Raw genomic sequence first — 19,726 nt, 5'->3', positions numbered from 1 at the left:
CCGGCTCGGCGTCCAGGACTCCCACCTCGGCCGCCTGCAGGACGCGGCGAACCCGGGGAGGAGGGAGCTGTCGACCGCACGTCAGCCGTCGGGGTGCAGACCCTCGTCGGCCGGGCCGGTGCGCCACGAGGTGAAGCGCACGGTGAGGTCGCCGCGGGACGGGCTGCAGCACATCGGTCCGGCGGCGACCTCGGCGTCGGGGTCGAGAGGCGCCACCCGCACCAGCCGCCACGGCTCGTCGTCGACGCGGGCACGCACGGTCAGGGCATCGCCGGAGCGGCTGGCGCGGACGGTCACGACCCGCCCGTGCCAGTCGGGGACGGGCGACAGCGACCAGTCCGACATGCCTCGGGTCACCACGGCCCCGAGGCTGTCCACACCGTCGCTGCGTTCGACTCCGGTCTTGATCCACGTCGCGTCGTCGACCTTGACGAAGACACCCGCCTGGTCGAACTGCTCGGTGAAGTCGAGGCGGAACGAGACCTCCACCGCCGTGTCCTGACCGAACGGGGCGAGCAGCGCGTGCTCCGTGTCGTGGACGAACCCGTAGGAGGTGGTGCGCCAGGCGTCGCTGCCCTCGACGGCGGTGACCTGCATGCCGTCGTCGGCGACGTCCACGCGGGCGGGAGGCGTCGTCCAGGTGCCGGTGCTCCAGTCGATGTCGATCATGACGGCGAGTGTACGCACGTACACATGTCTCTCGCCGAGGCACACGGATCTATCAGCGGCAGCCGCACGTGCACCTCGGAGCACGCACGGGTCTTCCCGTGGGCGTCCTGCCCGCGATCGCCACCCGCGGCCTCACGGGCGGGGCTCACACGGTCGCGGTGAAGCTCCACTCGGGCTTCTCCGCCGGCGCCGTTCGACGTCACGGTCGTCCCGAGGATGATGAAGCGGGCCTCGGAGTCCGGCTGGCCCTCCATCTCCACCAGAGCGCATGGTGCTCGCCCTCCTCGACGCCGAACCGTCTGCCGCAGACGGCGCATGCGCACTCGTAGGTCGCCGGCCACCCGGAGAGGTCTCGACGGAGGACCCTGGCATGCCCGCGCTCCTCCTCCCGGTCGGGGGAGAAGGCGAGGAGTCTCGGATAGTCGTCGCACCAGCATCGCCAGCTGCGGTAGTCCCGCACCTTCCGGAGGGCGTGATCGAGGGCGTCGCGGTTAGGCCGGATCATCCCGCCGAGCTCGACGTCCGCCGTCGCCCGCCGGATCGTCGGGAGCGCGGCACGGAGGTCCTCGAGGAGCACGATGTCGCGCGTCGTGATGATCTCCCAGGATGCCTGCCAGATGCGGTGCGGATCCGCGGAGAGCAGATCGTCGAGCGTGTCGGTCACCCGGCCACCCTAGGGCGCTGCGGAGTGCCGCGAACTACCGCCGATCGGACCACCGGGGGATCCTCTGACGAACACGCTGCGCATGCTCCGCGATGGCCTGGTGGAGCTCACGATGCAGCTCCATCGAACCCCGCCAGTCGTCCGTGAGCAAGCTGTGATCGGCCCCGTCCACCGTGTGGACGATCGCGTCCGAATGGAGGTGCGTCGCAGGTGCCCACAGAGCGTCCCGACCGCCACCGACGGCGAGATGAGCCGAGGAGGCGGCGGCCAGAGCGCCCAGGATGACCGCCTCCGTGAGGACCGGCGTCAGCCACACCCCGGGAACACCGTGCGCGATCGCCCACGGGAGGCCGAGGGTCCCGAACGACTTCGCGACGACGAGATCGATGCGGCCACCCGCGGCCTCGCCGGCCCGCTCCACCTCACGTTCGACGGAGGCCTGCACGTCGTCGCCCTCCGGTCGATCCGCATCCCATTCGACCGCCTGAACATGCCACCCCTGTCGGCAGAGCAGGGTGGCGGACCAGTAGAGCAACGGGGCCTTGACCGTGTAACCCGTACCGGGAAGGAGGACGGCCACCGGCGCGGCGTCGTGCTGGGCGGACCCTGGCCACGTGAATGAGCTCATGCGTCGAGACTACGAGGCAGCCCGCGGGAGTCATCCAGGACTCGAAGTCCGCCTGCGACATGCGCCCACGAAGGGAGGTTCTCCGGGTTCCCGGCGACTCTGGACACGCTGGCGACGTCGTGATCGAGCGCACGCGAGATATGCACGACAGGCCAGGTCATGCACGCAAACCAGCAGCCCACCAGACAGGGCGCACCCGAGGATGCACGGTCAGCGACTTCCCTGGTCGTGACGGAGTCGATGCGTCAGCGGGGTCGCAGCCGGGTCGCAGCCGGGCAGTCGAAGGGGTCGCCGCCCGCGGCCAGCCCGACTCTGTTCAGATACCGGATGACGATGCCGTACGACTGCCAGAGCGTGGTCTCCGTGTAGGGGATGCCGTTCTCGGCGCAGTGCGCTCTGACCAGTGCGCTCGCTCGGCGGAGGTGGGGTCGGGCCATGCTCGGGAAGAGGTGGTGCTCGATCTGGAAGTTCAGCCCGCCCAGGGCCACGTTCATGAAGGGGCTGCTCCCGACGTTGCGGGAGGTGAGCACCTGCTTCGAGAGGAAGTCCACCCGCGCCCCCTCGGGGATCAGCGTCATCCCCTTGTGATTGGGGGCGAACGAGGCTCCCATGTACAGGCCGAAGACGCCGAGCTGCACGGCGACGAACGCGAGGGCCATGCCGGGGTCCAGCGCCCAGAACACCAGCCCGAGGTAGACGACGAGCCGGACGGAGATGAGCGCGATCTCGAGCCACCTCTTCTCGACCCGCGCCCGGCCGATCAGAGTCCGATACGAGGTCACGTGCAGGTTGACCCCCTCGAGCAGCAGGATCGGGAAGAAGGCGTACCCCTGCCTCAGGGCGAACCAGCGCGACAGGCCGGTCCTGCCGACGGCGTCCGCCTCGCGGAAGACGATGACGTCGGGGGCGATGTCGGGATCCTTGCCGACCGTGTTCGGGTTGCCGTGGTGCCGGGTGTGCTTGCTCATCCACCAGGCGTACGACATCCCGACCACCCCGGCCGCGAGCACCCGGCCGACGTGCTCGCTGACCCGGCCCGAGGCGAAGACCTGCTTGTGCGCGGTCTCGTGGGCGAGGAAGGCGTACTGGGTGAACACGATCCCCAGGGCCGCGGCGACGAGCAGCTGCAGCCAGCTGTCGCCGAGCAGGACCGACCCGGTCACGGCTGCCGCGAGGCACAGCGTCACCAGGCCGAACGCGACGAGGTAGTAGCCCGTCCGCCTCCGCAGGAGACCGGCCTCCCGCACCTGGGTCAGGAGGGTGGAATAGGTGCTGACCGGGGCGGTCGGCGTGCCGGGGACGGTGGGGCGGAACCCAGGAGGCGCGTGGCCCGCTCCGGGATCGCGTCGAGGTGACGGGGTGGTCGTCGAGTTCGTCATGGTGGCCGCCTCCGGCTCGCGATGGGCAGCCGACGTGACGGACGGCGTCGATGACGAGTCGCCGACGACGACGTGGCTGCGATGGTGGTGCCGCAGGATGCGGAGCACACGATGAGATCACGGCCTGGGTCTTGGGGCGCTGTCCTCGAGGTTAGCCCTCGGACACGTGCGGCCGCCGCCCGGTCGGCGTTCTGCCAGCCTGCGGCGGCTCGGTGAGCTCGAGCCTGAGACCGTCCTCGACGATCGAGCGGGCGAGTTCGGCGATCTTCGTCTGGGTGGTCCGCGCACGGTGCCGGATGAGCCGGTAGGCGGTCTCCATGTCGAGGTCGTGGGTGTGGGCGACGACGCCCTTGGCCTGCTCGATGAGCACCCTGCTGTCGAGAGCCCGCTGCAGCTGCTGCTGCGTGACGGACAGGTCGGAGACGGTCCGCTCCTGCAGGATGCTGATCGTCGCCACATCCGCCAGCGCCTGGGCGGCCACCGCGTCGTCGTCGTTCATCGGACCCTGACGGTCGCGGAAGAGGTTCAGCGAGCCGATCGTCTCATCGCGCAGACGGAGGGGGATGGCGTGGACGGCGACGAATCCGAGGCCCTCCGAAGCGGAGGCGAACAGGGGCCAGCGGGAGCGGATCTCGCCGGGCGACTCGACCGACACGACGCGTCCGGTCGTGATGGCCTCCACGCAGGGGCCCTCGTCGGCGCGCAGCTGCATGAGGCCGACGAACTGGCTCCTCTCGCTCGTCGACGCCACGACCTCGTACCCGTCGGACGCGCTCGTGAGGACGATGCCGGCGGCCGAGGCGTCGAACAGGCCGATGGACCGGTCGACGAGGGACTGCAGCAGATCGATGAGGTCGTAGTCGCGGACGAGGCTGTCGGCGACGGCGACGAACGCGTCGACGAGCTGTCCTGTCCGCTGGGCGGCCCCCTAGCGGGCGGGCGGCTCGGAGATGATCCGGTCGAGCCATTCCCTGAGGAGGCGTCGCTCGGCGCCGCTCAGCTGTTCGAGATCGGGAGCGACGGCGCGGAACGCGACGGCTGCGGCCACGTGACCTGACCGGGCCGCCGCGGGGGCGTCCGTCAGGATCTGGGCCAGGACGCCCTCGAACACGGCATCTGCCAGTCCGGGATCGCGCTCGGCGGGAGGAGTGGCGAGGATCGTCGTGACGACGCCCACGCCCCCCGCCTGGATGAGCCCAACCGCTCGTACCTCCGGCACGGCGAGGCGCCCGGCGGCGGCGACCCGGCGGACTCGAGCCGCCAGGACCTCCACGCCCAGGCGGGCAGCGGGCGAGCCCGCGACACGACGCGGGTCGCTGAGGAGGGCGAAGAGAGCCGGGTTCTCGAGCCCGAACTCGATCTGACGACGCCACCCGTCGCCGAGCTCCTCCACGGGGTCGAGGTCAGCCTCGGCGGCGGCGGCCACGGTCGACGCCTTGGCCGCGACGAAAGACGACATGACGTGCTCGGCGACAGCCTCGAGCAGTCCGTCCTTGTCGCCGAAGAGCCGGTAGATCGCGGGGGCCTGGACACCGGCGGCCTGGGCGACGCCTCGCGTCGTGACAGCCCCAGGGCCCTCCTCCCGGAGGAACCGGGCTGCGACCTCGACGATGCGCGTCCGGGTGTCGGCGGGAACGGTCGGATCAGTCACGAGATCAACGATAGCCACCTCTTGCTATCAGCGTGATACCAGCGATAACATCTTTCGAGTTCCGCAGATATCCCATCCACGTTCCAACGAGAGGCCCTTCCTATGATCATCGTCACCGGCGCTACCGGCGCCCTCAACGGTTCCACCGTCGACCACCTCCTCAAGACCCTTCCGGCGTCCGAGATCGCCATCGTCGCCCGCGACGCCGCGAAGGCCGCCACATTCGCGAGCCGAGGAGTCGAGGTGCGGACCGGCGATTACGCCGATCGCGCGTCCCTGCCTGCCGCCTTCGCGGAAGCCGATCAGCTCCTCCTCGTCTCGGCGAGCGACCCGCAGGCCGACGCCGTCGCGCTCCACCGCAACGCGGTCGAGGCCGCGGTGGAGGCGGGCGTCGGCCGCGTCCTCTACACGAGCCACCAAGGGGCGGCCCGGGACACGCCCTTCGGGCCGGGTCGCGACCACGAAGCGACCGAGCATCTCCTCGCCGAGTCGGGACTGCCCTGGACCTCGCTCCGCAATGGCTTCTACGCGCACAGCCTGACCTGGTTCCTCGGAGACTGGAGCACGACGGGCGTCATCACGGTGCCTGCCGACGGGCCTGTGTCGTGGACGGCTCGCGAAGATGCGGCCGAGGCTGCCGCGCGCATCCTGCTCTCGGACGGCGACTACGACGGGCCGACGACCCTGACCGCACCCGCGGCTCCCACGTTCGCGGACGTCGCAGCGATCGCTGCCGACGTCGCGGGGCGACCGGTCGAGACCGTGGTGCTCGGCGACGACGACTGGGTCGCGCAGCAGGTGTCGTCGGGGCAGCCGGAGTTCATGGCACGCTTCATGCTCGACATGTACCACGCCGCCGCCGGCGGGTTCTTCGCCGGCACCGACCCCCTGCTGGGCGAGATCCTCGGTCGCGAGCCACGCTCCGTCCGCGACCTGCTCGCCGCGCAGCCCATCACGACCACCCACTAGGTCACCTGCCGTCCCGCACGGCGATCCCCTATCGGGAATCGTCACCGCTCTGCATCGAGCCGTCCTGCTCGAGTCGCGATCGAAGAACTCTGATCGTGAGGACGAGGGCGTATGCGCCCAACGCCAAGACGATGACCACCAGGAACGAGGTCAGGATCGAGAGACCGGCGGTGAGCCCGGCAAGCTGACTGAGCTGAGACATCATCAATCAAGGCTAACCATCCGAAACTACGGTGCCGGTCGAGGATGGCCTAACGAGACAGGGCAGGCATACCGCTACGTTCATCACCATGAACCCTGCGGATACCGTTTCCCCGGCTCTACGCGCGGGCCTTCGTTGGGCAGCACTGGCAGGTTCGGTGGTCCTCGTCGGCGCCACCATCGTCGCCGTTCAGTCGAAGAGTTGCGGCCGCGGGGTCCACACCTCCGAAGCAGCCCTGAGGGCGTTGATCTCGGCCTCCAGGGACGCGTCGGACACTCATGACGTCTGCCGCTACGTGACACCGGGATTCGAATACACGATGTCTGACGTCCGCACCATCGCGAACACCTTCGGGACGATCGACCCCGCCGACGTCACCGTCACAACGACCGACCAACTCAGCACCTTGGTGTTCTTGACCACTTCCACCCCAGACGGAAGTGCCTCGCTCGACATCACTGCCACAGACAACGAGGGCAAACGAGCGACGATCGATCTCGGTTCTTACCCGGACCCCGACGACCAGTAGCCGATCGGCTATCGGGCACTTTTCGGGGAGATCTAGCTCGTGCTGGGGATGCGCCACGGTGTCTTGCTTCCTAGTCTGATGGCATGCAAGGAGCAGCTGTCACGGGTGGTCGAGCCGCCAGGTGCGGACTCATCCTGATGGCCATGACGGCGGCGTCCGTGATCGCGGCGAGGTCGACGGGGCACGGCGAGGTCAGTTTCGTGCTGCTCCTGCTCGAGCTCGATCTTCTGTGGATGACGTTGCTCGTGACCGGGCTCATCCTCCGCCGCCGGAGTGAACCCGTCCGGGCTGGCTGGCAGCGGATCGCTCGAGCGCTCCCGCCTGCTCCCGTCGCGCGTGCCATCGGACACGAGGTCGCGGCGCTTCGAGCACTGGCGTGGGTGGTGCAGCGACGACCTCCGACAGTTCCGGTCGGCGCGCTGCCTGTGCCTGCGAAGAGCGGGACGGCGGTTCTCCCGGCGGCCTTCGTCGTGGCGAGCGGCGTCGAGATCACCGTGCTCCATCTCGTTCTCCCGTACCCGGCTCTCGCCACAGCGCTGACGGCGCTGAGTGTCTACGGTGTCGTCTTGTTACTCGGTTTCGTGGCGGTCAGGTGGCAGCACCCGCATTACCTGACCGAGACCGACCTCGTCATCCGCACTGGCCGCCACGTGGTCGCGACGGTGCCCCGCAAGGACATCGCCTCGGCCCGCGTGCATCGTGACGGGACGACGACGACGCCGGCAGTCGAGGGGACGACCGCGCGCATAGCGACCCTCGCCGGATGCAACATCGCGGTCACCCTCAGCGCACCGGCCTCGGTTCGCCTGAACGCCTCGCCCCGCTCCACGGCCCACCGTGTGACGGAGCTGCGTTTCGCAGCCGACGACACGGCAACCGTGATCGACGGCCTTCGACGAGATCACGACCGCTGACCGGTCAGCGATCGGCTATCGGGACGCACCCGGACGCTCTTAGACGAAGAGGTTGCATGGTCAGTGGCTGACCTCTGGCCGCCACCGGATGCTCGGCGCCGTTGCGTGCCGGGAGCTCTCCAACGACCTGGAGTGACTTATTCTCATCAGATGAAGGTTCGTCCCTGGCTCGTGACGCCCGTACTCGCCGCGGCCCTCGTGCTCGCATCCGCTTCGTGCACGAGCAATGCAGTACCACCGCCTGCTACGTCCTCGAGTCCAGGAACACCGTCGATTGCGACTGATGCGCTTCCTACATCGACCCCGACGACGGGGCCCATCGTCGATCTAGGTGAGCGAGAAGGTGCGGCCGGGACACTCACGAAAAACCCGGACGGCACCCTTGAATACGTCGCCGTCGCCGGCGACATCACCAGCGTCGTGTGTGAACGCTTCGACCGGCGCTGGTGGCAGATCTCGCGCCCTGCCACCGCCGGCCCCTTCGACTGCAACACAGATGTCCTGGTCGGAGATGTCCTGGTCCCGACTGACGAACCCCAGAACGGACGCCCCGACTAGTACCGGTTTCGACCAAGCCCGCGAGGCCGACTTCCGATGCAAGAGGAAGACCTCAACGCCCTTCTTACCTGGGCGACCGACTTCAGGAACGGCGCGGGCATCCTCTTTGCGCGGGGGCGTCGGCAGCTTTCGGCCGCGAGGTCCTACATCGCAGAGGCCCATCTCGATAAGCCATCGTCTACCGGGTAGCCTGGCCCCGCTTCAGGTTTCGGGCGTTGAGATAGACCGTGATCAAGGCGCCGGCCAACGTGAAGTACATGCCCGTTCGTGACGCATCCAGAACGAGGAGCGTCACCGCAGCGATGGCCACGAGCGACGCGATGATCAACAAGAACAGCGATACTGAACGCCTCACGCTTCGGCCGTCATCGGAGTCCATGGCTCCACACTCTCCCGCCTGTCGACTCACGTCAAGCCGATCGCACGCGTGCTCGCGTCAACCCCTCGTCTCACGTGCACCTTTGCGCAGCCCTTCGATCGAGCTCCATGGGGCCGCCGATCAACGCTCGCTCCGTAGCTGACGGTGTCTTCCGTCCCTAGTCCGCGAATGACGGTGCCGACGAGAGGTGGTCGGGCCGCAGTCACGTCACGTTGACCGAGTCCGGTCGGTGGTCCACGGTGATGACTCATGAGCCGATTCGTCCCCAGGTCAGCTGTCCGCATGGCCGGCGCCGGCGCCGTGACCCTCGTGCTTGCCGCAGCGTGCACGAGTTGCGCCGCTTCGGTCGATCACACCGTCAAGGGCAAGATCGAAGAGCGTGCGGAACAGGTGCGGAGCTACCTGGAGTACATCGGCGACGACCCCACCGGAGACTCGACCGAGCAGCGAATACGAGCGGGCGAGCTGTACACGGACCTCGCGCTCGACGGCGCCGAACCGGCCAGCGACTCTCCCCTCGGCCCTCCCACGAGCGTCGTCTACGACGTGAGCACCGACGAGCAGGGGGTCGTGTCGGTGTCCTTCCTCATAGCTGATCAGAGCACCGGCAGTGTCGGACTGTTCGGCTCGGACACACGCGCCCTCGTCGCTTGCATGACCCTCACGGCGAACCCCGAGGGTCACACGCGGGGCAGCTCGGCCGAGTGCCCCGACTACGTCGACACCCTTTACAGCGCCTACCGCCAAGTGGCCATGAAGCCCTAGACACGGAAACTCAGAGCGATGATTCCCGATATCCAATCCCCTATTGGGATTGCTTGCGCACGAAGACGTTGTCCCAGACCCGGTCAACATCGTCGGGAACGGGTGCACCGTCGGGAAGGACGACAAAGGTCAGCCCCCTGACCTCACCGATGCTTCCCTCGCCCTCCACGCAGCCGCTGACCAAGTCAACGTCACTCGCGTACGCCAGAAGACACGGCACACGCGACGCCAGCGACAAGCCACGACGTCCAGTAGTCATGGCGCGACCCTGCCAGGCATCTCGTACGGCGCGCTAGACCATCGACTATCGGGCGCCAATTCAGTCGCTGGTCCGGAAAGCCAGTCGGTTCAGGAGGGTGTTTCGGACGGGCCGGGTTATGAGTCGGCCGTCTGGCCTCCTGAGCGGCCTGCCCTGCATCAGGCGGTTCGGGCGTAGGTATCGTCGGAGCCATGACCAATGTGCGTCTGATCCGTTCGCCCCTGCTCAATCACGCCGAGTACGCCGACGCGGCGATCGTCCCCGCTGACCAAGAAGTCATTTTCCTCTCCGGTGCTTGTCCGCTCGATCGGAACGGCCTAGTTGTCGCGCGCGATGACATAGCCGCACAGACTCGACAGGCCCTCGCAAACATGGATGAGGTGTTGAGTCGCTGCCGCGTTGGGCTCGAGGATGTCGCCTTCCTTCGCGTGTTGGTAGTCGCCACCGAACCGGAGCAGTTGGGCGCCGCTTGGGTGGTCGTGCGGGAGCACTTCGGAGATCACGAGGTCCCCGTGACCCTGCAAGGCGTTCCGGTGCTTGGCTACCCGGGGCAGCTCGTGGAGATCGAGCCGATCGCGGCCCGATCACCGCGCTGATGAGCAGCGACCACGACGACTTCTCGACGATGCCGACTGCCTTCCTGTCCGAAGAAAACATGACGGCGGCCTAGACCCCGACGTCCGGGCTAACGCGCGGGGCGACCACTGGCAGGTCTCTGCCTCGATACGCCCGGTAGCCAATCCCCTACCGGGCTGCCTCGACAGAATGGCATCGCAGGTAAGGCGGCTCAGGATGTCCCCTACGTTCTCTGTTCGCCCGCCCACTTGAGTCCGTGCGAGCCTGTTCGCATGAAATCTGAGGACGCGAGAATCGGCGAGCTCGTCGGGGCGGTGTCTAAGGCGACTGGTCTCACTGTCCGCACCTTGCATCACTGGGATGCGGAGGGCATCGCGAGTGCCTCAGGTCGGACAGCAGCCGGGTATCGCGTTTATCTTCCGTTGGACGTTGACAGGGTCCGTCGTGTGCAGCGATACCGGCAGCTGGGCATGACCTTGGACGACGTCAGAGCCTTGCTGGACGGGGACTCTGACGGCCGACGCCGACGGCTTGAGCTGCACCGAGCCTCCGTGATCTCAAGGGCCGACGAACTCCGGGAGGCCGCTGCTGGTCTCGATCGCCTCCTCGTCGCGGACGAGCACGGCCCCCTAGTCGACGCGAACGAACGAGCCCACGCGCTCGGGAGCGGGTGGGATCCGAGCAGGACCGCCGAGGCGCGAGCCCTATGGGGTGACTCACCCCAGTGGGAAGAATGGGCCGAGCGGTCCGCCGATCGCACTGCGGAGGACTGGCATGCCGTGACCCTGGCCGTGACGGAAGCGACGGGAGCAGCGGCCGAGGCTATGCGGGCCGGCGTCGATCCACGGAGCCCGGCTGGCGTGCAGGCCGCGGAGCGTCACCGGTCCGCCATGAGCGGGTACTTCACCTGCAGCCCGTCGATGCACGTGCTCATCACGAGACGGTTCACCGACGAGCCCGGGTTCGTCGAGTACCACGAGGGCATTCAGCAGGGCCTCGGCGCGTGGCTCCGGCTGGCTGCCGAGGAGGCCGCGCGCCAGCACGGAGTGGAGCCCGACGAGGCGCGGTGGGAGTGATCTTGGCACCTCGCTGTCCTCGTGTGCTCCTCAGCCGATCAATCGCGCGACTCCGATCTCGATGATCGTGCTCGCCGGTACGTGCAACGCATCAGCAGCCGTGGTCCTCGTCGATACGAGATAGGCGTCGACGATGCGGTTGCCGACGGCGTAACCGGCCCCCGTCGGCAGGCCCACCGGCGTCGCCCCGAACCTCTGCGCTGCTGTGTCGCCGTGGACCCACGCGACGAACTCCTGCATCCCGGTCACATTGAGACCCTCGACGACGCGACGCAGGACCCCATCATCGTCGAGATGGGGCCGCCCTAGAGGCGTGTAGCCGACCTCACCGTAGAGCTGGCGCGCGAACGCGTCGGCGAGGCCCTCGGACACGATCTGCTCACCGACCCGGACAGTCACCGGGTCCCAGACGACGCCTCCTGGGGAGTACCGCAGGTTGTGGTGCAGTTCGTGAACGGCGGCCGCTTCTAAACGATCGAGGTTTTCCGCTGTCGGCCACAGTGTCAGCGTGATGAAACCGGGCACGCTCCCGTTGCCGCTGAAGCCGCGCGCGGGACCGACGAAATAGTCGTCGCTAGCATCGCCCACCATCAGCAGGACCGTCACGTCGGGAACCTCGAGGCCTGGAACCGTGAGCGACTGCATCTCGAGGGCCTCGTTCAGCGCCCGTTCGATCCGCTGCCACGCATCAGCGGCACGGAGCTGGTCCAGCGCCCAGCGGATCTCGACCGGCGGGGCATCGAGGGAGAAGCCGAAACTCGCCGTGTGCATGGCCACCAGGTCGACATCGACGGGAAACCAGCGGAACATCCCCGCCATGGGCGCGAGCATCTCGCGGAGCACGTCGGCCTGCTTCGGGGCGGGCGTCGCCAGCAGCTCGGCCATACCGCGGGACGTGTCAAGGACCGTGATCGTCATAGCCGAGACCGTAAAGCCTCACACAACGTCAGACTCAAGTCTCCTCGCCTTGAACGCGTGACCAGTTGAGGATCGGCTATCGGGCGCTTGCGGAGCGATTTACGTGCGCGCGATGGGCTCGCGGCAGTCGTCTCCGGGGCGGCGCCGGGAAGGGGAAGTCCTTCATGACGACAGGAGGAGACACCAACCACCGAGAAGACAGCCGTGAACTCGCCAATTGGTCGTGAGGCGTCTTGTGGCGGCGCCTAAGGCACGAAGCGCATCCTCACTGCGGACACATTGGTCGAACGAGATGGGAGTATCAGGGCGTGCCCCTGACGCCTCCCGCTCCAGAACTATTCGGCTTGCCGACCGCTACGTGGGCGCTGTTCGTCTCCCTCTTGAGCTTTGGGATCGCCATGGTCGCGCTGGGTTGGCAAGTAACGAAGCACTTCCTCGATGGCGGCCGAGTCAAGGTCTACCTGAACGTCGCCGTACTTGAGCCGGAGTTCATGGTCGCAACCATGCGTACGGGCCGCTTCTCCTTCACGGAAGAACACGGCGTGGCGAGTGTTACGCGGGGCCGCGCTCTGGAGCTGGCCCAGCTCGTAGTCGAAAACCCCGGCCGGGTCCCCGTCACTATCTACTCCCCTGGCCTCGCAATCAGCGGTCATGGCAAGCGCCGGCATACGCTGACGCCGAGGATGTTCGAGACCGAGGATACGTTCGGTCCCGACCGGGCGGTTATGGACTCAGTGGTGCGGTTGGAGTCCTATGGACGCGTAACGTTCCTTCTCGACTACTGGAGCGTCATTCCTCGACTCCTGGAAGAAGCGCCGAAAAAACAACTGGCCCTCCGCGGCTTCGTGAGCGTCGCTGGACGTACCAAGCGACCCCAGAAGTCGAGCTGGAGACGACGCTGGCGCATCAAGCACGGTGACTACACCGCGATCCCTGATTCGCCAAAGTTCACACCATTCGCAGTTATTTGGCGCGAGCTGTACATTCGCCTCCCGGAACGTGAAGACGAGTCAAGGCACCCGGAATCAGGACGCCCGATCACTCGCGGGATGGTGCATTTTCTTCTCCATGAGGCCATGGGGAAGTTCGACACACGGCCCGAGCTCGAGCTCTTGCAGCGCGAGCTCGATCTCGCGGCCCTAAAGCACGGTGACAAGTACCCGGTTATTGGGTCGAGCCTCTTTGAGGCATATCAGGCGCTCGACGCGATGGCTGGCCACCTCACGGGTTGGAGCGAGGGGCTATTACCCCGCCGCAGTGGTGGCCGAGTTGCAAACGCAACTTACGCCGCTCCTAGTCCTGACTCGCCAGCACACAGCCAAGACGATTGACAGCACGATCGACGCGGATCGAGGGTGTTGAGGGGAGCTGGGTCTCGTTCTTGCGTCGTTCTCGGCGAGGTCGTGCTAGCTCTTGGGTGGACATCTAGGCCTGCTCCGCTCGCTGGATCGCGCGGTAGACGGTCGAGCGGGCGACCCCGAAAAGCTCAGCGATCTCGCTCGTAGTGTGGGCGCCGGTTCGGTGCAGCTGCACGAGGTGCTTCTCCTGCGAGGCGGTGAGCTTGGGCTTGCGGCCGCGAAGCTTGCCGGCGGCCTTCGCGATCGCCATGCCTTCCCTGGTTCGCGCACGGATCAGGTCGGCCTCGAACTCGGCGACCATGCCGAGGACGTTGAACAGCAGTCGGCCGACGGGGTCAGTAGGGTCGTAGACCGCTCCCCCAAGGTTCAGAGCGACACCCTTCTCCGTCAGCTCATCCGCGATGTCCGTCGCGTCCCGGAGTGAACGCGCGAGGCGGTCGAGCTTCGTGACGACAAGCACGTCGCCGGCCCGGCACGCGGCCAGCGCCTCACGAAGCCCCGGCCGGGCTCGAGTCGTTCCCGAGAGACCGTGGTCAACACGCACGTGCGATCAGCTTGGGGCGTCAAAACTATGTAACAGCTATGTAACACATAGAACCAAACCGTTCTGTTTGTTTACGGGGTCCGGCACCCTCCAAGTGGGGGAAGCAAACAGGCCACGACGCCAGACCTGACCAGCTCGGTCTTTGTGGTAGTCAGCTCCCTCATGCAGCGCCCACCACGAAGATGAGGAGACCGCATGAGAAACAGCACGGCAAAGAAGCAAGGAAAGCGGAGGGGAAGGCGTCTCGGCGCACTTTGCCTCAGCGCCGGAGTCGCGGCAGGCGTCATGCTGCCGGTCAGCATGGCCTCAGCAGATGAGGCAGCCGAGTCGACCGCGAACGTAGCGGAGATGCCTGGTGCCCCAGAGGGTCTTACGACCCTGACCGAGATGCCGGCAGGGGGTGGAAGTCCCATCCCAGAGGAGACGCGCGAGGCAATCTCTGTACTTTCCCATTCGAGCCTCGACAACGAGATTCTTGAATTCAAGTGGAACCACGACGACGCCGGCCTCAGCATCTTCACCCACGACATCGAAGCGGTAGCAGCCGCGGCAGACGCAACAGGGCTGTTCCCTGCCGACCAGAAAATCGACTACATCCCCGCAGCCGTCACCAAGTCCCAACTTGAATCGACCGTGGAGAACTTCGTCGCCACGCTGGCTACTTCTCCGCAGGGCCTCGGCGACGTGGTCAGCGTGACGCCTTCATCGGACGGTTCACGCCTCACGGTGGGCGTCACAGAGCTACCCACCCAGGCACGCAGGGCAGCACCGCTGCCTTCTGAAGTCGACGGCCTCGAGGTGACCTTCGAACAGGTCGACGAGAGCGTGCCCACTACGCGGGTTCGCAACTCCTCCCCCATGATCACCGGTGGCTACTTTGCGGGTCAAGGCTCGGCATGCTCAACGGGCTGGCCGGTGCGGCGGGCTCAGGACACGACCTACGGCAACCTCTCCGCGGATCACTGCGGAAAAGCACTGAACTCGATGTGGACCTGGGGCACGTCAGGTCAGGGCACGGCACCGATCAACGTCGGCCTGACGACCGGCCAAGCCGCCGGGGGAAGTGACCTCGAAGTCTTCCTTGGCAGTACCGCCTCCGCCGTCTACCCATACGTCTACACGACGAACAACAATGACTCCACGACGGGCATACCCATCCGCGGGTACGCCAACACTGTCGTCGGTGACCGACTGTGCTACAGCGGCGCCTTCTCAGGCCTCGTGTGCGGCAACGAGGTCACCAGCGCAAGCTCCTACATCTGCTACGCCGGCTTCCAGTGCTACTGGATTGCCACAACCACGCAGATCCAAGGCCAGCCCGCTGTGGGTAACGGCGACAGCGGCGGACCCGTTTTCGGCATTGTGCAGCGAGCCGACGGCACGCTGGGGGCCTACGGGGTCGGGATCAACAGTGGCATCACTGGTGGCAGCACGAGCTGCACAGGTGACCCCGGCTATCAGCGAAGCGACACGGACTTCCGCCTCTGCAGCAAATTCGTCATGTTCGCCCCAGTCGCAAGGTTTATGAACGCCCAGTCCAACTTCGTCATGTTGATCTCATCAAACTGACCATCGTGGCCTGAACAACCTCGAGAGGGGCGCACCCCGAAGTGCGCCCCACTTCTCTTAGTCAGACACCGTGGCCGATGGCCGCAATACCGAACCCCGCCCCTGCAACGAGAATGAGCAGGATCCCCGTACGAAGGACCAGACGTCGTTTGTCGGACACGAATCCGCATACTGTCGACGCGACGATACCCAGCCCTGCGACCGAAACCATGCCAGCTACAGCGAGAGCGCGTCGATTGTCCACAGACGAGAGGCTGACGTCACCGCCCATAGAAGTCGGCATCGACGCTGGAGCGATCCAGAGCCACGCAAGCGCCACGATCGTCACAAGAGCAACAGCAGCGAGCAGGGCGACAACTTTGCCCATGCCGATCGTCCGATCTTCGCGGGCATCAACTCGACTATCCATGTCACCACTCTCCATGCGCGGCAGCCTCACTACAAGCTGAAGCCTGATGCTCATCCGCCACTCCCCCCAGCCATTCGGCGAGCCTTGCGTGTCGGGCAGCACCGCAGACCACCGAGCAAGCGTCGCAGACGCGCTGGAACCGCTGTCTCACAAGCTCACGGTTGCAAGACGTCTCGAGAGACTCGTGATTGTCCAGCGTCCAGCTCGGCAGTGGCGGGGAACGGCGTGTCTCATAACCACGTGTCGCAACCGTCGTCGACAGTTGTTGTCAGGAACGTCGGTTGCGAGACACAGATGGGGTCGCGATGAGGCTGATCGGCTGAGTCGACAGTCCGATCCAGCCAGTCTGCAGCGTGCTCGGGCTCCAGCGGCTCCGTAACGCCGCACGTCGGACCGGACGGCGGGACACTGTGCGGGCGGCCGCGGCCTACGCCCTGCGCCGGAACCAGTCGAGGAGGAGCTGGGCGCGGGACGGGTCCTCCCAGCTGTGGCGACGCCGGGCGGGCGTCTCGAAGAACGAGTCGTACCCGGGCGCTCGGCGCAGCTCGTCGTCGGCGGGGCCGGGCAGGCCCATGGACCACTGCGGGAATCGGCGCTCCTCGATGGACTCGTCGAGCAGCGTTCTGACGTCCGTGTGCCGCGGGTCGGCGGCGATCACGTCGTACCTCTCGCGCACGACCTCATCGGGCCCCTCGAGAACCTGCATGAAGCGACCCTCTTTGAACAACAGCATCCCGGTCAGGCCACGGCGCTCGTTGTTCTCGCGGCTCTGCCGGAGGAGGGCCGTCATCTCCGGCGGTTCGAACGGCACGGATGCCGTGCTGATGTAGGTCAGGGACAGCATCACGGAACCATCGCTTTCTTCTCGTCACGTCGGATGACCAGCATCGTCACATCGTCCTCGGGGCGGCCTGCGGCGATGACCTCGGACAGCTCCGCGAACAGGCTCGTGTCGTCGACGGCTCCTCGGACGAGAGCCGCCATCTCGTCGAGAGCGTCGAGCGTGCCGTCGTACAGATCGAGCGCCCCGTCGGAGCAGGAGAACAGGATCTCCCCGGGCGCGAGCGTGGCCTCGTGCGCCTGCCAGCCGTTGCCTTCGGCGATCCCGATCGGAAGGTCCGCCGAGGTCAGCTGCTCATGGGTCCCGTCGGCGCGGATGATGACCGAGAGGCCGTGGCCGGCATCGGCGTACCGGAGCAGACCGGTCCGGGTGTCCAGGTCCGCGTGGAACAGAGTGGCGAAGGTCCCGGTCGCCGAGAGATCGGCCAGCAGCTGCTCGTTGACCGCGGCGACGGCCGCCGCCGGCTCCCAGCCGGGCCGAGCCTGGAAGGCGGATCGGACGGTCGCGGCGATGATCGCGGCGGAGTACCCCTTGCCCATCACGTCGGCCAGGGTCAGATCGATCCGCCCGGGCGAGGAGGTGAAGGCGAAGTAGTCGCCCGCGACCTCGGAATGCGGCCGCGTGAAGCCCGCGACGGTGAAGCCGTCGCTGTGCGTGCTCGGTGCGGGGAGCAGCTGCTGCTGCGTGCGACGGGCGTGATCGGCGGCGTGCACATGGCGCAGCTCGCGTTCGACCCACGCACCGAGCTCGTCGAGGAGCTCCTGCTCGTCGGCGGAGAGGTCTCGAGGCGCCGTGTCGACGAGGCAGATCGTCCCCACTCGGGCCCCGTCCGACACGCTCAGAGGGCGACCCGCGTAGAAGCGGATGTGAGGTGCCCCCGTGACGGTGCCCCGGTGAGCGAACCGGGTGTCGTCGAGGGCATCGGGCACCACGATGATGTCGGGCTGCTGGACGACGACGTCGCAGAACGAGTCCTCCCGAGGCCCGAACGGCGACCCGCCCGGTGCCTGCGGCGACTTCGTGAACTGGTGATCTTGATCGATGAAGTTGATCTCCGCGATGGGCACCCCGAAGAGCTGCTTCGCCATCCGTGTTATCCGGTCGAACCGCTCCTCGGCACCGGTGCCCATGATCCCCAGGTCATCGAGCGCCGCGAGCCGCAGGCGCTCTCGCGCATCCGAACGGTCTGTCATCATCTCGCGCACCCCCATCACGCTACGCGAGAGATCGTCGGTCAGGCACCCCGCGTCCGGGGTCATCGAAGCGTCCCCTCACCGGTGCCGCCGGCGTGGAGCGACGGCCGAGCCCCACGAGACGACGTCAGCCGCCGGCCGAGCGGGCACGGAACGCGATCATGTTGACGCGGTTGCCGCAGCGGACGCTGCAGAAGCGCTTCGAGCCGTTGCGCGACAGGTCGGCCAGGACGCCGTCGCAGTCGTCCGCCTCGCACACCCGCAGCCGCCCGGTCTCGTCCGACCGCACCACGTCGACGAGCGCCAGCGCCGCCTCCACCCGGATGCGCACCGCGAGCGGCGCGTCGTCGGGGGTGGCGTGGACATGCCAGTCCAGCCGATCGTGCCGGACGAGCCGCGGCGTCGCCCCGGTCGTCGCCAGCCAGCCGTTCAGCTCGACCACCATGTCGTCCCGGTCGAGCGACCAGACCCGCCGGAGGTCGGCGCGGGTCTCGTGCACCTCCCGCAGCTCCTGCTCGTCGTGGTCGATGCGTCCCGAGAAGCCGCTCCCGGCCAGCAGGTCGGCGAGCTGGCTCACCGTGGCGAGCTCGTCGGTGCCCGAGCGCGATGCGGTCGACACCGTGTTGAGCAGCGCGACGTCGAAGGCGAGGACATCGTTCGTGTCAGGGGCGAAATGCAAGTTGACTCCTTATTCTCGACCACTCTACTGTCAGGACCACGACACCCCCTCACTCCTGACAGAAGGCTGGCCATGACCGACCGCTCCCCCACCGCAGGCCTCCTCGTGGCGCTCGTCGCCGCCACCTCGTTCGGCATCTCCGGGGCGCTCGTCAAACCGCTGCTCGAGGGCGGCTGGAGCCCCGCCGCCGCCGTCACGCTCCGCGCCCTCGTCGGCGGCCTCGTGCTCGCCCCGTTCGCCCTCGTGACCCTCCGGGGGCGCTTCCACACCGTCTGGACGGCTCGGTGGCGCATCCTCGGCATGGCCGCCATCGGCGTCGGCGGCACGCAGGTCTTCTACTTCGCCGCGGTGCGCCGCATCCCCGTCGGCACCGCGATCCTCATCGAGTACATGGCGCCGCTCCTCCTCGTCGCCGTCGCCTGGGCCGTGACCCGGCGACGCCCGGGCGCGAGGGTGCTCGTCGGAGCGGCCGTCGCGGCCCTCGGCCTGGTCCTGGTCGTCCGGCCCGACGGCGGAGGCGGCCTCGACGTCGTCGGACTGGCCTTCGCCGCGGTCGCGATGGTCGGCTGCGCCGCCTTCTTCGTCATCGCCGCCCGTCCGGCCCGGGGCCTGCCTCCCGTCGCGCTCGCCTGCTCGGGACTCCTCGTCGGCGCGGCGCTGCTCGGCGGGCTGGGCGCGACGGGCCTCGTGCCCTTCGCCGCCTCGGCGGCCCCGGTCGAACTCTGGGGCTCGACGGTGCCGTGGTGGCTGCCGATCCTGATCGTCGGGGTCGTCGCGACCGCGGTCTCGTACGCCGCCAGCGTCACGGCGACGGCCATGCTCGGCTCCCGCCTGGCCTCGTTCGTCGGGCTGCTCGAGGTCGCCGCCGCCGCCCTCTGGGCCTGGCTCCTGCTCGGCGAGGCCCTGACCCTCGTCCAGGCCCTGGGCGGTCTGGCGATCCTCGTCGGCATCGCGTTCGTCCGCTCCGATCGAGACGCCGCCCCGGACGCGCGGGTCG

General features: G+C 67.4%; 22 protein-coding genes and 1 pseudogene. 9 read left to right on the top strand and 14 right to left on the bottom strand.

What is annotated here, in order from left to right; all coding sequences use genetic code 11:
- Nucleotides 1-81: 81 nt before the first annotated feature.
- From FFA01_RS11490 to FFA01_RS11465, 6 genes are all read right to left on the bottom strand, one after another.
- Nucleotides 82-669, bottom strand: a complete 588-nt coding sequence (locus tag FFA01_RS11490; protein WP_146856235.1) for a DUF1349 domain-containing protein — start codon at nucleotides 667-669, stop codon at nucleotides 82-84.
- A gap of 199 nt (nucleotides 670-868) precedes the next feature.
- Nucleotides 869-1,333: a hypothetical protein gene (locus tag FFA01_RS11485; protein ID WP_146856233.1), complete on the bottom strand. Its 465-nt coding sequence runs from the start codon at nucleotides 1,331-1,333 to the stop codon at nucleotides 869-871.
- Nucleotides 1,334-1,367: 34 nt separating this feature from the next.
- On the bottom strand, nucleotides 1,368-1,961 hold the full coding sequence (locus tag FFA01_RS11480) for a hypothetical protein (protein WP_146856231.1): 594 nt from the start codon (nucleotides 1,959-1,961) through the stop codon (nucleotides 1,368-1,370).
- Between the two features lie 245 nt (nucleotides 1,962-2,206).
- Entirely contained in the window at nucleotides 2,207-3,340 is a 1,134-nt protein-coding gene (locus tag FFA01_RS11475) for a fatty acid desaturase family protein (protein ID WP_146856229.1), read from the bottom strand.
- Nucleotides 3,341-3,491: 151 nt separating this feature from the next.
- Entirely contained in the window at nucleotides 3,492-4,184 is a 693-nt protein-coding gene (locus FFA01_RS11470; RefSeq protein ID WP_220478088.1) for a GAF and ANTAR domain-containing protein, read from the bottom strand.
- 84 nt (nucleotides 4,185-4,268) lie between these two features.
- The gene (locus tag FFA01_RS11465; RefSeq protein WP_146856224.1) at nucleotides 4,269-4,991 is read right to left on the bottom strand and encodes a TetR/AcrR family transcriptional regulator; all 723 of its coding nucleotides are present in this window, start codon (nucleotides 4,989-4,991) and stop codon (nucleotides 4,269-4,271) included.
- Nucleotides 4,992-5,093: 102 nt separating this feature from the next.
- On the opposite strand from FFA01_RS11465, the gene FFA01_RS11460 reads away from it, so the two are divergent.
- The gene (locus tag FFA01_RS11460; protein ID WP_146856222.1) at nucleotides 5,094-5,960 is read left to right on the top strand and encodes an NmrA family NAD(P)-binding protein; all 867 of its coding nucleotides are present in this window, start codon (nucleotides 5,094-5,096) and stop codon (nucleotides 5,958-5,960) included.
- A gap of 28 nt (nucleotides 5,961-5,988) precedes the next feature.
- On the opposite strand, the gene FFA01_RS15955 is transcribed toward FFA01_RS11460, so the two are convergent.
- Nucleotides 5,989-6,165 carry a hypothetical protein gene (locus FFA01_RS15955; RefSeq protein WP_167627354.1) on the bottom strand — a complete coding sequence of 59 codons (177 nt, stop codon included), beginning with the start codon at nucleotides 6,163-6,165 and terminating at the stop codon, nucleotides 5,989-5,991.
- Nucleotides 6,166-6,250: 85 nt separating this feature from the next.
- Here FFA01_RS15955 and FFA01_RS11455 point away from each other — a divergent pair, with 85 nt between their 5' ends.
- Together FFA01_RS11455 and FFA01_RS11450 are read left to right on the top strand one after the other, a co-directional pair.
- Entirely contained in the window at nucleotides 6,251-6,691 is a 441-nt protein-coding gene (locus FFA01_RS11455) for a hypothetical protein (RefSeq protein WP_146856220.1), read from the top strand.
- Between the two features lie 143 nt (nucleotides 6,692-6,834).
- A complete protein-coding gene (locus FFA01_RS11450) occupies nucleotides 6,835-7,605 on the top strand; it encodes a hypothetical protein (protein WP_146856218.1) in 771 nt (256 codons plus the stop codon).
- Nucleotides 7,606-8,341: 736 nt separating this feature from the next.
- Here the strand turns inward: FFA01_RS11450 and FFA01_RS11445 are convergent.
- Nucleotides 8,342-8,542 carry a hypothetical protein gene (locus FFA01_RS11445; RefSeq protein ID WP_146856216.1) on the bottom strand — a complete coding sequence of 67 codons (201 nt, stop codon included), beginning with the start codon at nucleotides 8,540-8,542 and terminating at the stop codon, nucleotides 8,342-8,344.
- Between the two features lie 249 nt (nucleotides 8,543-8,791).
- On the opposite strand from FFA01_RS11445, the gene FFA01_RS11440 reads away from it, so the two are divergent.
- The 3 genes from FFA01_RS11440 to FFA01_RS11430 all read left to right on the top strand — a co-directional run bounded on the left by FFA01_RS11440 (nucleotide 8,792) and on the right by FFA01_RS11430 (nucleotide 11,218).
- Nucleotides 8,792-9,307, top strand: a complete 516-nt coding sequence (locus tag FFA01_RS11440; protein ID WP_146856214.1) for a hypothetical protein — start codon at nucleotides 8,792-8,794, stop codon at nucleotides 9,305-9,307.
- 450 nt (nucleotides 9,308-9,757) lie between these two features.
- Entirely contained in the window at nucleotides 9,758-10,162 is a 405-nt protein-coding gene (locus FFA01_RS11435) for a RidA family protein (protein ID WP_146856212.1), read from the top strand.
- Between the two features lie 252 nt (nucleotides 10,163-10,414).
- Nucleotides 10,415-11,218 (top strand): MerR family transcriptional regulator, encoded by an 804-nt coding sequence (locus FFA01_RS11430; RefSeq protein ID WP_146856210.1) that lies wholly within the window; start codon nucleotides 10,415-10,417, stop codon nucleotides 11,216-11,218.
- 30 nt (nucleotides 11,219-11,248) lie between these two features.
- Here the strand turns inward: FFA01_RS11430 and FFA01_RS11425 are convergent, their stop codons facing one another.
- On the bottom strand, nucleotides 11,249-12,136 hold the full coding sequence (locus FFA01_RS11425; RefSeq protein WP_146856208.1) for a DUF2268 domain-containing putative Zn-dependent protease: 888 nt from the start codon (nucleotides 12,134-12,136) through the stop codon (nucleotides 11,249-11,251).
- Between the two features lie 308 nt (nucleotides 12,137-12,444).
- On the opposite strand from FFA01_RS11425, the gene FFA01_RS11420 reads away from it, so the two are divergent.
- A complete protein-coding gene (locus FFA01_RS11420; protein ID WP_146856206.1) occupies nucleotides 12,445-13,467 on the top strand; it encodes a hypothetical protein in 1,023 nt (340 codons plus the stop codon).
- 94 nt (nucleotides 13,468-13,561) lie between these two features.
- Here the strand turns inward: FFA01_RS11420 and FFA01_RS11415 are convergent.
- Nucleotides 13,562-14,038: pseudogene (locus FFA01_RS11415) on the bottom strand (recombinase family protein); the annotation flags it as partial.
- A gap of 195 nt (nucleotides 14,039-14,233) precedes the next feature.
- Here FFA01_RS11415 and FFA01_RS11410 point away from each other — a divergent pair.
- The gene (locus FFA01_RS11410; RefSeq protein WP_146856202.1) at nucleotides 14,234-15,607 is read left to right on the top strand and encodes a chymotrypsin family serine protease; all 1,374 of its coding nucleotides are present in this window, start codon (nucleotides 14,234-14,236) and stop codon (nucleotides 15,605-15,607) included.
- Nucleotides 15,608-15,668: 61 nt separating this feature from the next.
- Here FFA01_RS11410 and FFA01_RS11405 read toward each other — a convergent pair whose 3' ends face one another.
- The 4 genes from FFA01_RS11405 to FFA01_RS11390 all read right to left on the bottom strand — a co-directional run bounded on the left by FFA01_RS11405 (nucleotide 15,669) and on the right by FFA01_RS11390 (nucleotide 18,729).
- Nucleotides 15,669-16,070, bottom strand: coding sequence for a hypothetical protein (locus tag FFA01_RS11405; protein WP_146856200.1), 402 nt, complete (start codon nucleotides 16,068-16,070; stop codon nucleotides 15,669-15,671).
- Between the two features lie 373 nt (nucleotides 16,071-16,443).
- Nucleotides 16,444-16,860, bottom strand: coding sequence for a BLUF domain-containing protein (locus FFA01_RS11400; RefSeq protein WP_146856199.1), 417 nt, complete (start codon nucleotides 16,858-16,860; stop codon nucleotides 16,444-16,446).
- The gene (locus FFA01_RS11395) at nucleotides 16,860-18,053 is read right to left on the bottom strand and encodes a PP2C family protein-serine/threonine phosphatase (protein WP_182501081.1); all 1,194 of its coding nucleotides are present in this window, start codon (nucleotides 18,051-18,053) and stop codon (nucleotides 16,860-16,862) included. Before FFA01_RS11395 ends, FFA01_RS11400 begins: the two co-directional genes overlap by 1 nt.
- Before the next feature lie 124 nt (nucleotides 18,054-18,177).
- Nucleotides 18,178-18,729, bottom strand: a complete 552-nt coding sequence (locus FFA01_RS11390) for a CGNR zinc finger domain-containing protein (protein ID WP_146856195.1) — start codon at nucleotides 18,727-18,729, stop codon at nucleotides 18,178-18,180.
- A 72-nt stretch (nucleotides 18,730-18,801) separates the two neighbouring features.
- On the opposite strand from FFA01_RS11390, the gene FFA01_RS11385 reads away from it, so the two are divergent.
- Nucleotides 18,802-19,726 (top strand): EamA family transporter (locus FFA01_RS11385; RefSeq protein WP_146856193.1); only part of this gene is annotated, 925 nt, incomplete at its 3' end.

Source organism: Frigoribacterium faeni (assembly GCF_007988805.1).
Classification (GTDB): Bacteria; Actinomycetota; Actinomycetes; order Actinomycetales; family Microbacteriaceae; genus Frigoribacterium; species Frigoribacterium faeni.
The sequence above is the reverse complement of the archived record's forward strand: the minus strand, read 5'-3'. Positions and strand labels throughout refer to the sequence as shown.

Excerpts from the sequence above, each read along its gene's own strand:
- FFA01_RS11490 (WP_146856235.1), bottom strand. The coding sequence starts at position 669 with ATGATCGACATCGACTGGAGCACCGGCACCTGGACGACGCCTCCCGCC.
- FFA01_RS11480 (WP_146856231.1), bottom strand. The coding sequence starts at position 1,961 with ATGAGCTCATTCACGTGGCCAGGGTCCGCCCAGCACGACGCCGCGCCG.
- FFA01_RS11475 (WP_146856229.1), bottom strand. The coding sequence starts at position 3,340 with ATGACGAACTCGACGACCACCCCGTCACCTCGACGCGATCCCGGAGCG.
- FFA01_RS11460 (WP_146856222.1), top strand. The coding sequence starts at position 5,094 with ATGATCATCGTCACCGGCGCTACCGGCGCCCTCAACGGTTCCACCGTC.
- FFA01_RS15955 (WP_167627354.1), bottom strand. The coding sequence starts at position 6,165 with ATGATGTCTCAGCTCAGTCAGCTTGCCGGGCTCACCGCCGGTCTCTCG.
- FFA01_RS11455 (WP_146856220.1), top strand. The coding sequence starts at position 6,251 with ATGAACCCTGCGGATACCGTTTCCCCGGCTCTACGCGCGGGCCTTCGT.
- FFA01_RS11450 (WP_146856218.1), top strand. The coding sequence starts at position 6,835 with ATGACGGCGGCGTCCGTGATCGCGGCGAGGTCGACGGGGCACGGCGAG.
- FFA01_RS11445 (WP_146856216.1), bottom strand. The coding sequence starts at position 8,542 with ATGGACTCCGATGACGGCCGAAGCGTGAGGCGTTCAGTATCGCTGTTC.
- FFA01_RS11440 (WP_146856214.1), top strand. The coding sequence starts at position 8,792 with ATGAGCCGATTCGTCCCCAGGTCAGCTGTCCGCATGGCCGGCGCCGGC.
- FFA01_RS11435 (WP_146856212.1), top strand. The coding sequence starts at position 9,758 with ATGACCAATGTGCGTCTGATCCGTTCGCCCCTGCTCAATCACGCCGAG.
- FFA01_RS11430 (WP_146856210.1), top strand. The coding sequence starts at position 10,415 with ATGAAATCTGAGGACGCGAGAATCGGCGAGCTCGTCGGGGCGGTGTCT.
- FFA01_RS11425 (WP_146856208.1), bottom strand. The coding sequence starts at position 12,136 with ATGACGATCACGGTCCTTGACACGTCCCGCGGTATGGCCGAGCTGCTG.
- FFA01_RS11410 (WP_146856202.1), top strand. The coding sequence starts at position 14,234 with ATGAGAAACAGCACGGCAAAGAAGCAAGGAAAGCGGAGGGGAAGGCGT.
- FFA01_RS11405 (WP_146856200.1), bottom strand. The coding sequence starts at position 16,070 with ATGAGCATCAGGCTTCAGCTTGTAGTGAGGCTGCCGCGCATGGAGAGT.
- FFA01_RS11400 (WP_146856199.1), bottom strand. The coding sequence starts at position 16,860 with ATGCTGTCCCTGACCTACATCAGCACGGCATCCGTGCCGTTCGAACCG.
- FFA01_RS11395 (WP_182501081.1), bottom strand. The coding sequence starts at position 18,053 with ATGATGACAGACCGTTCGGATGCGCGAGAGCGCCTGCGGCTCGCGGCG.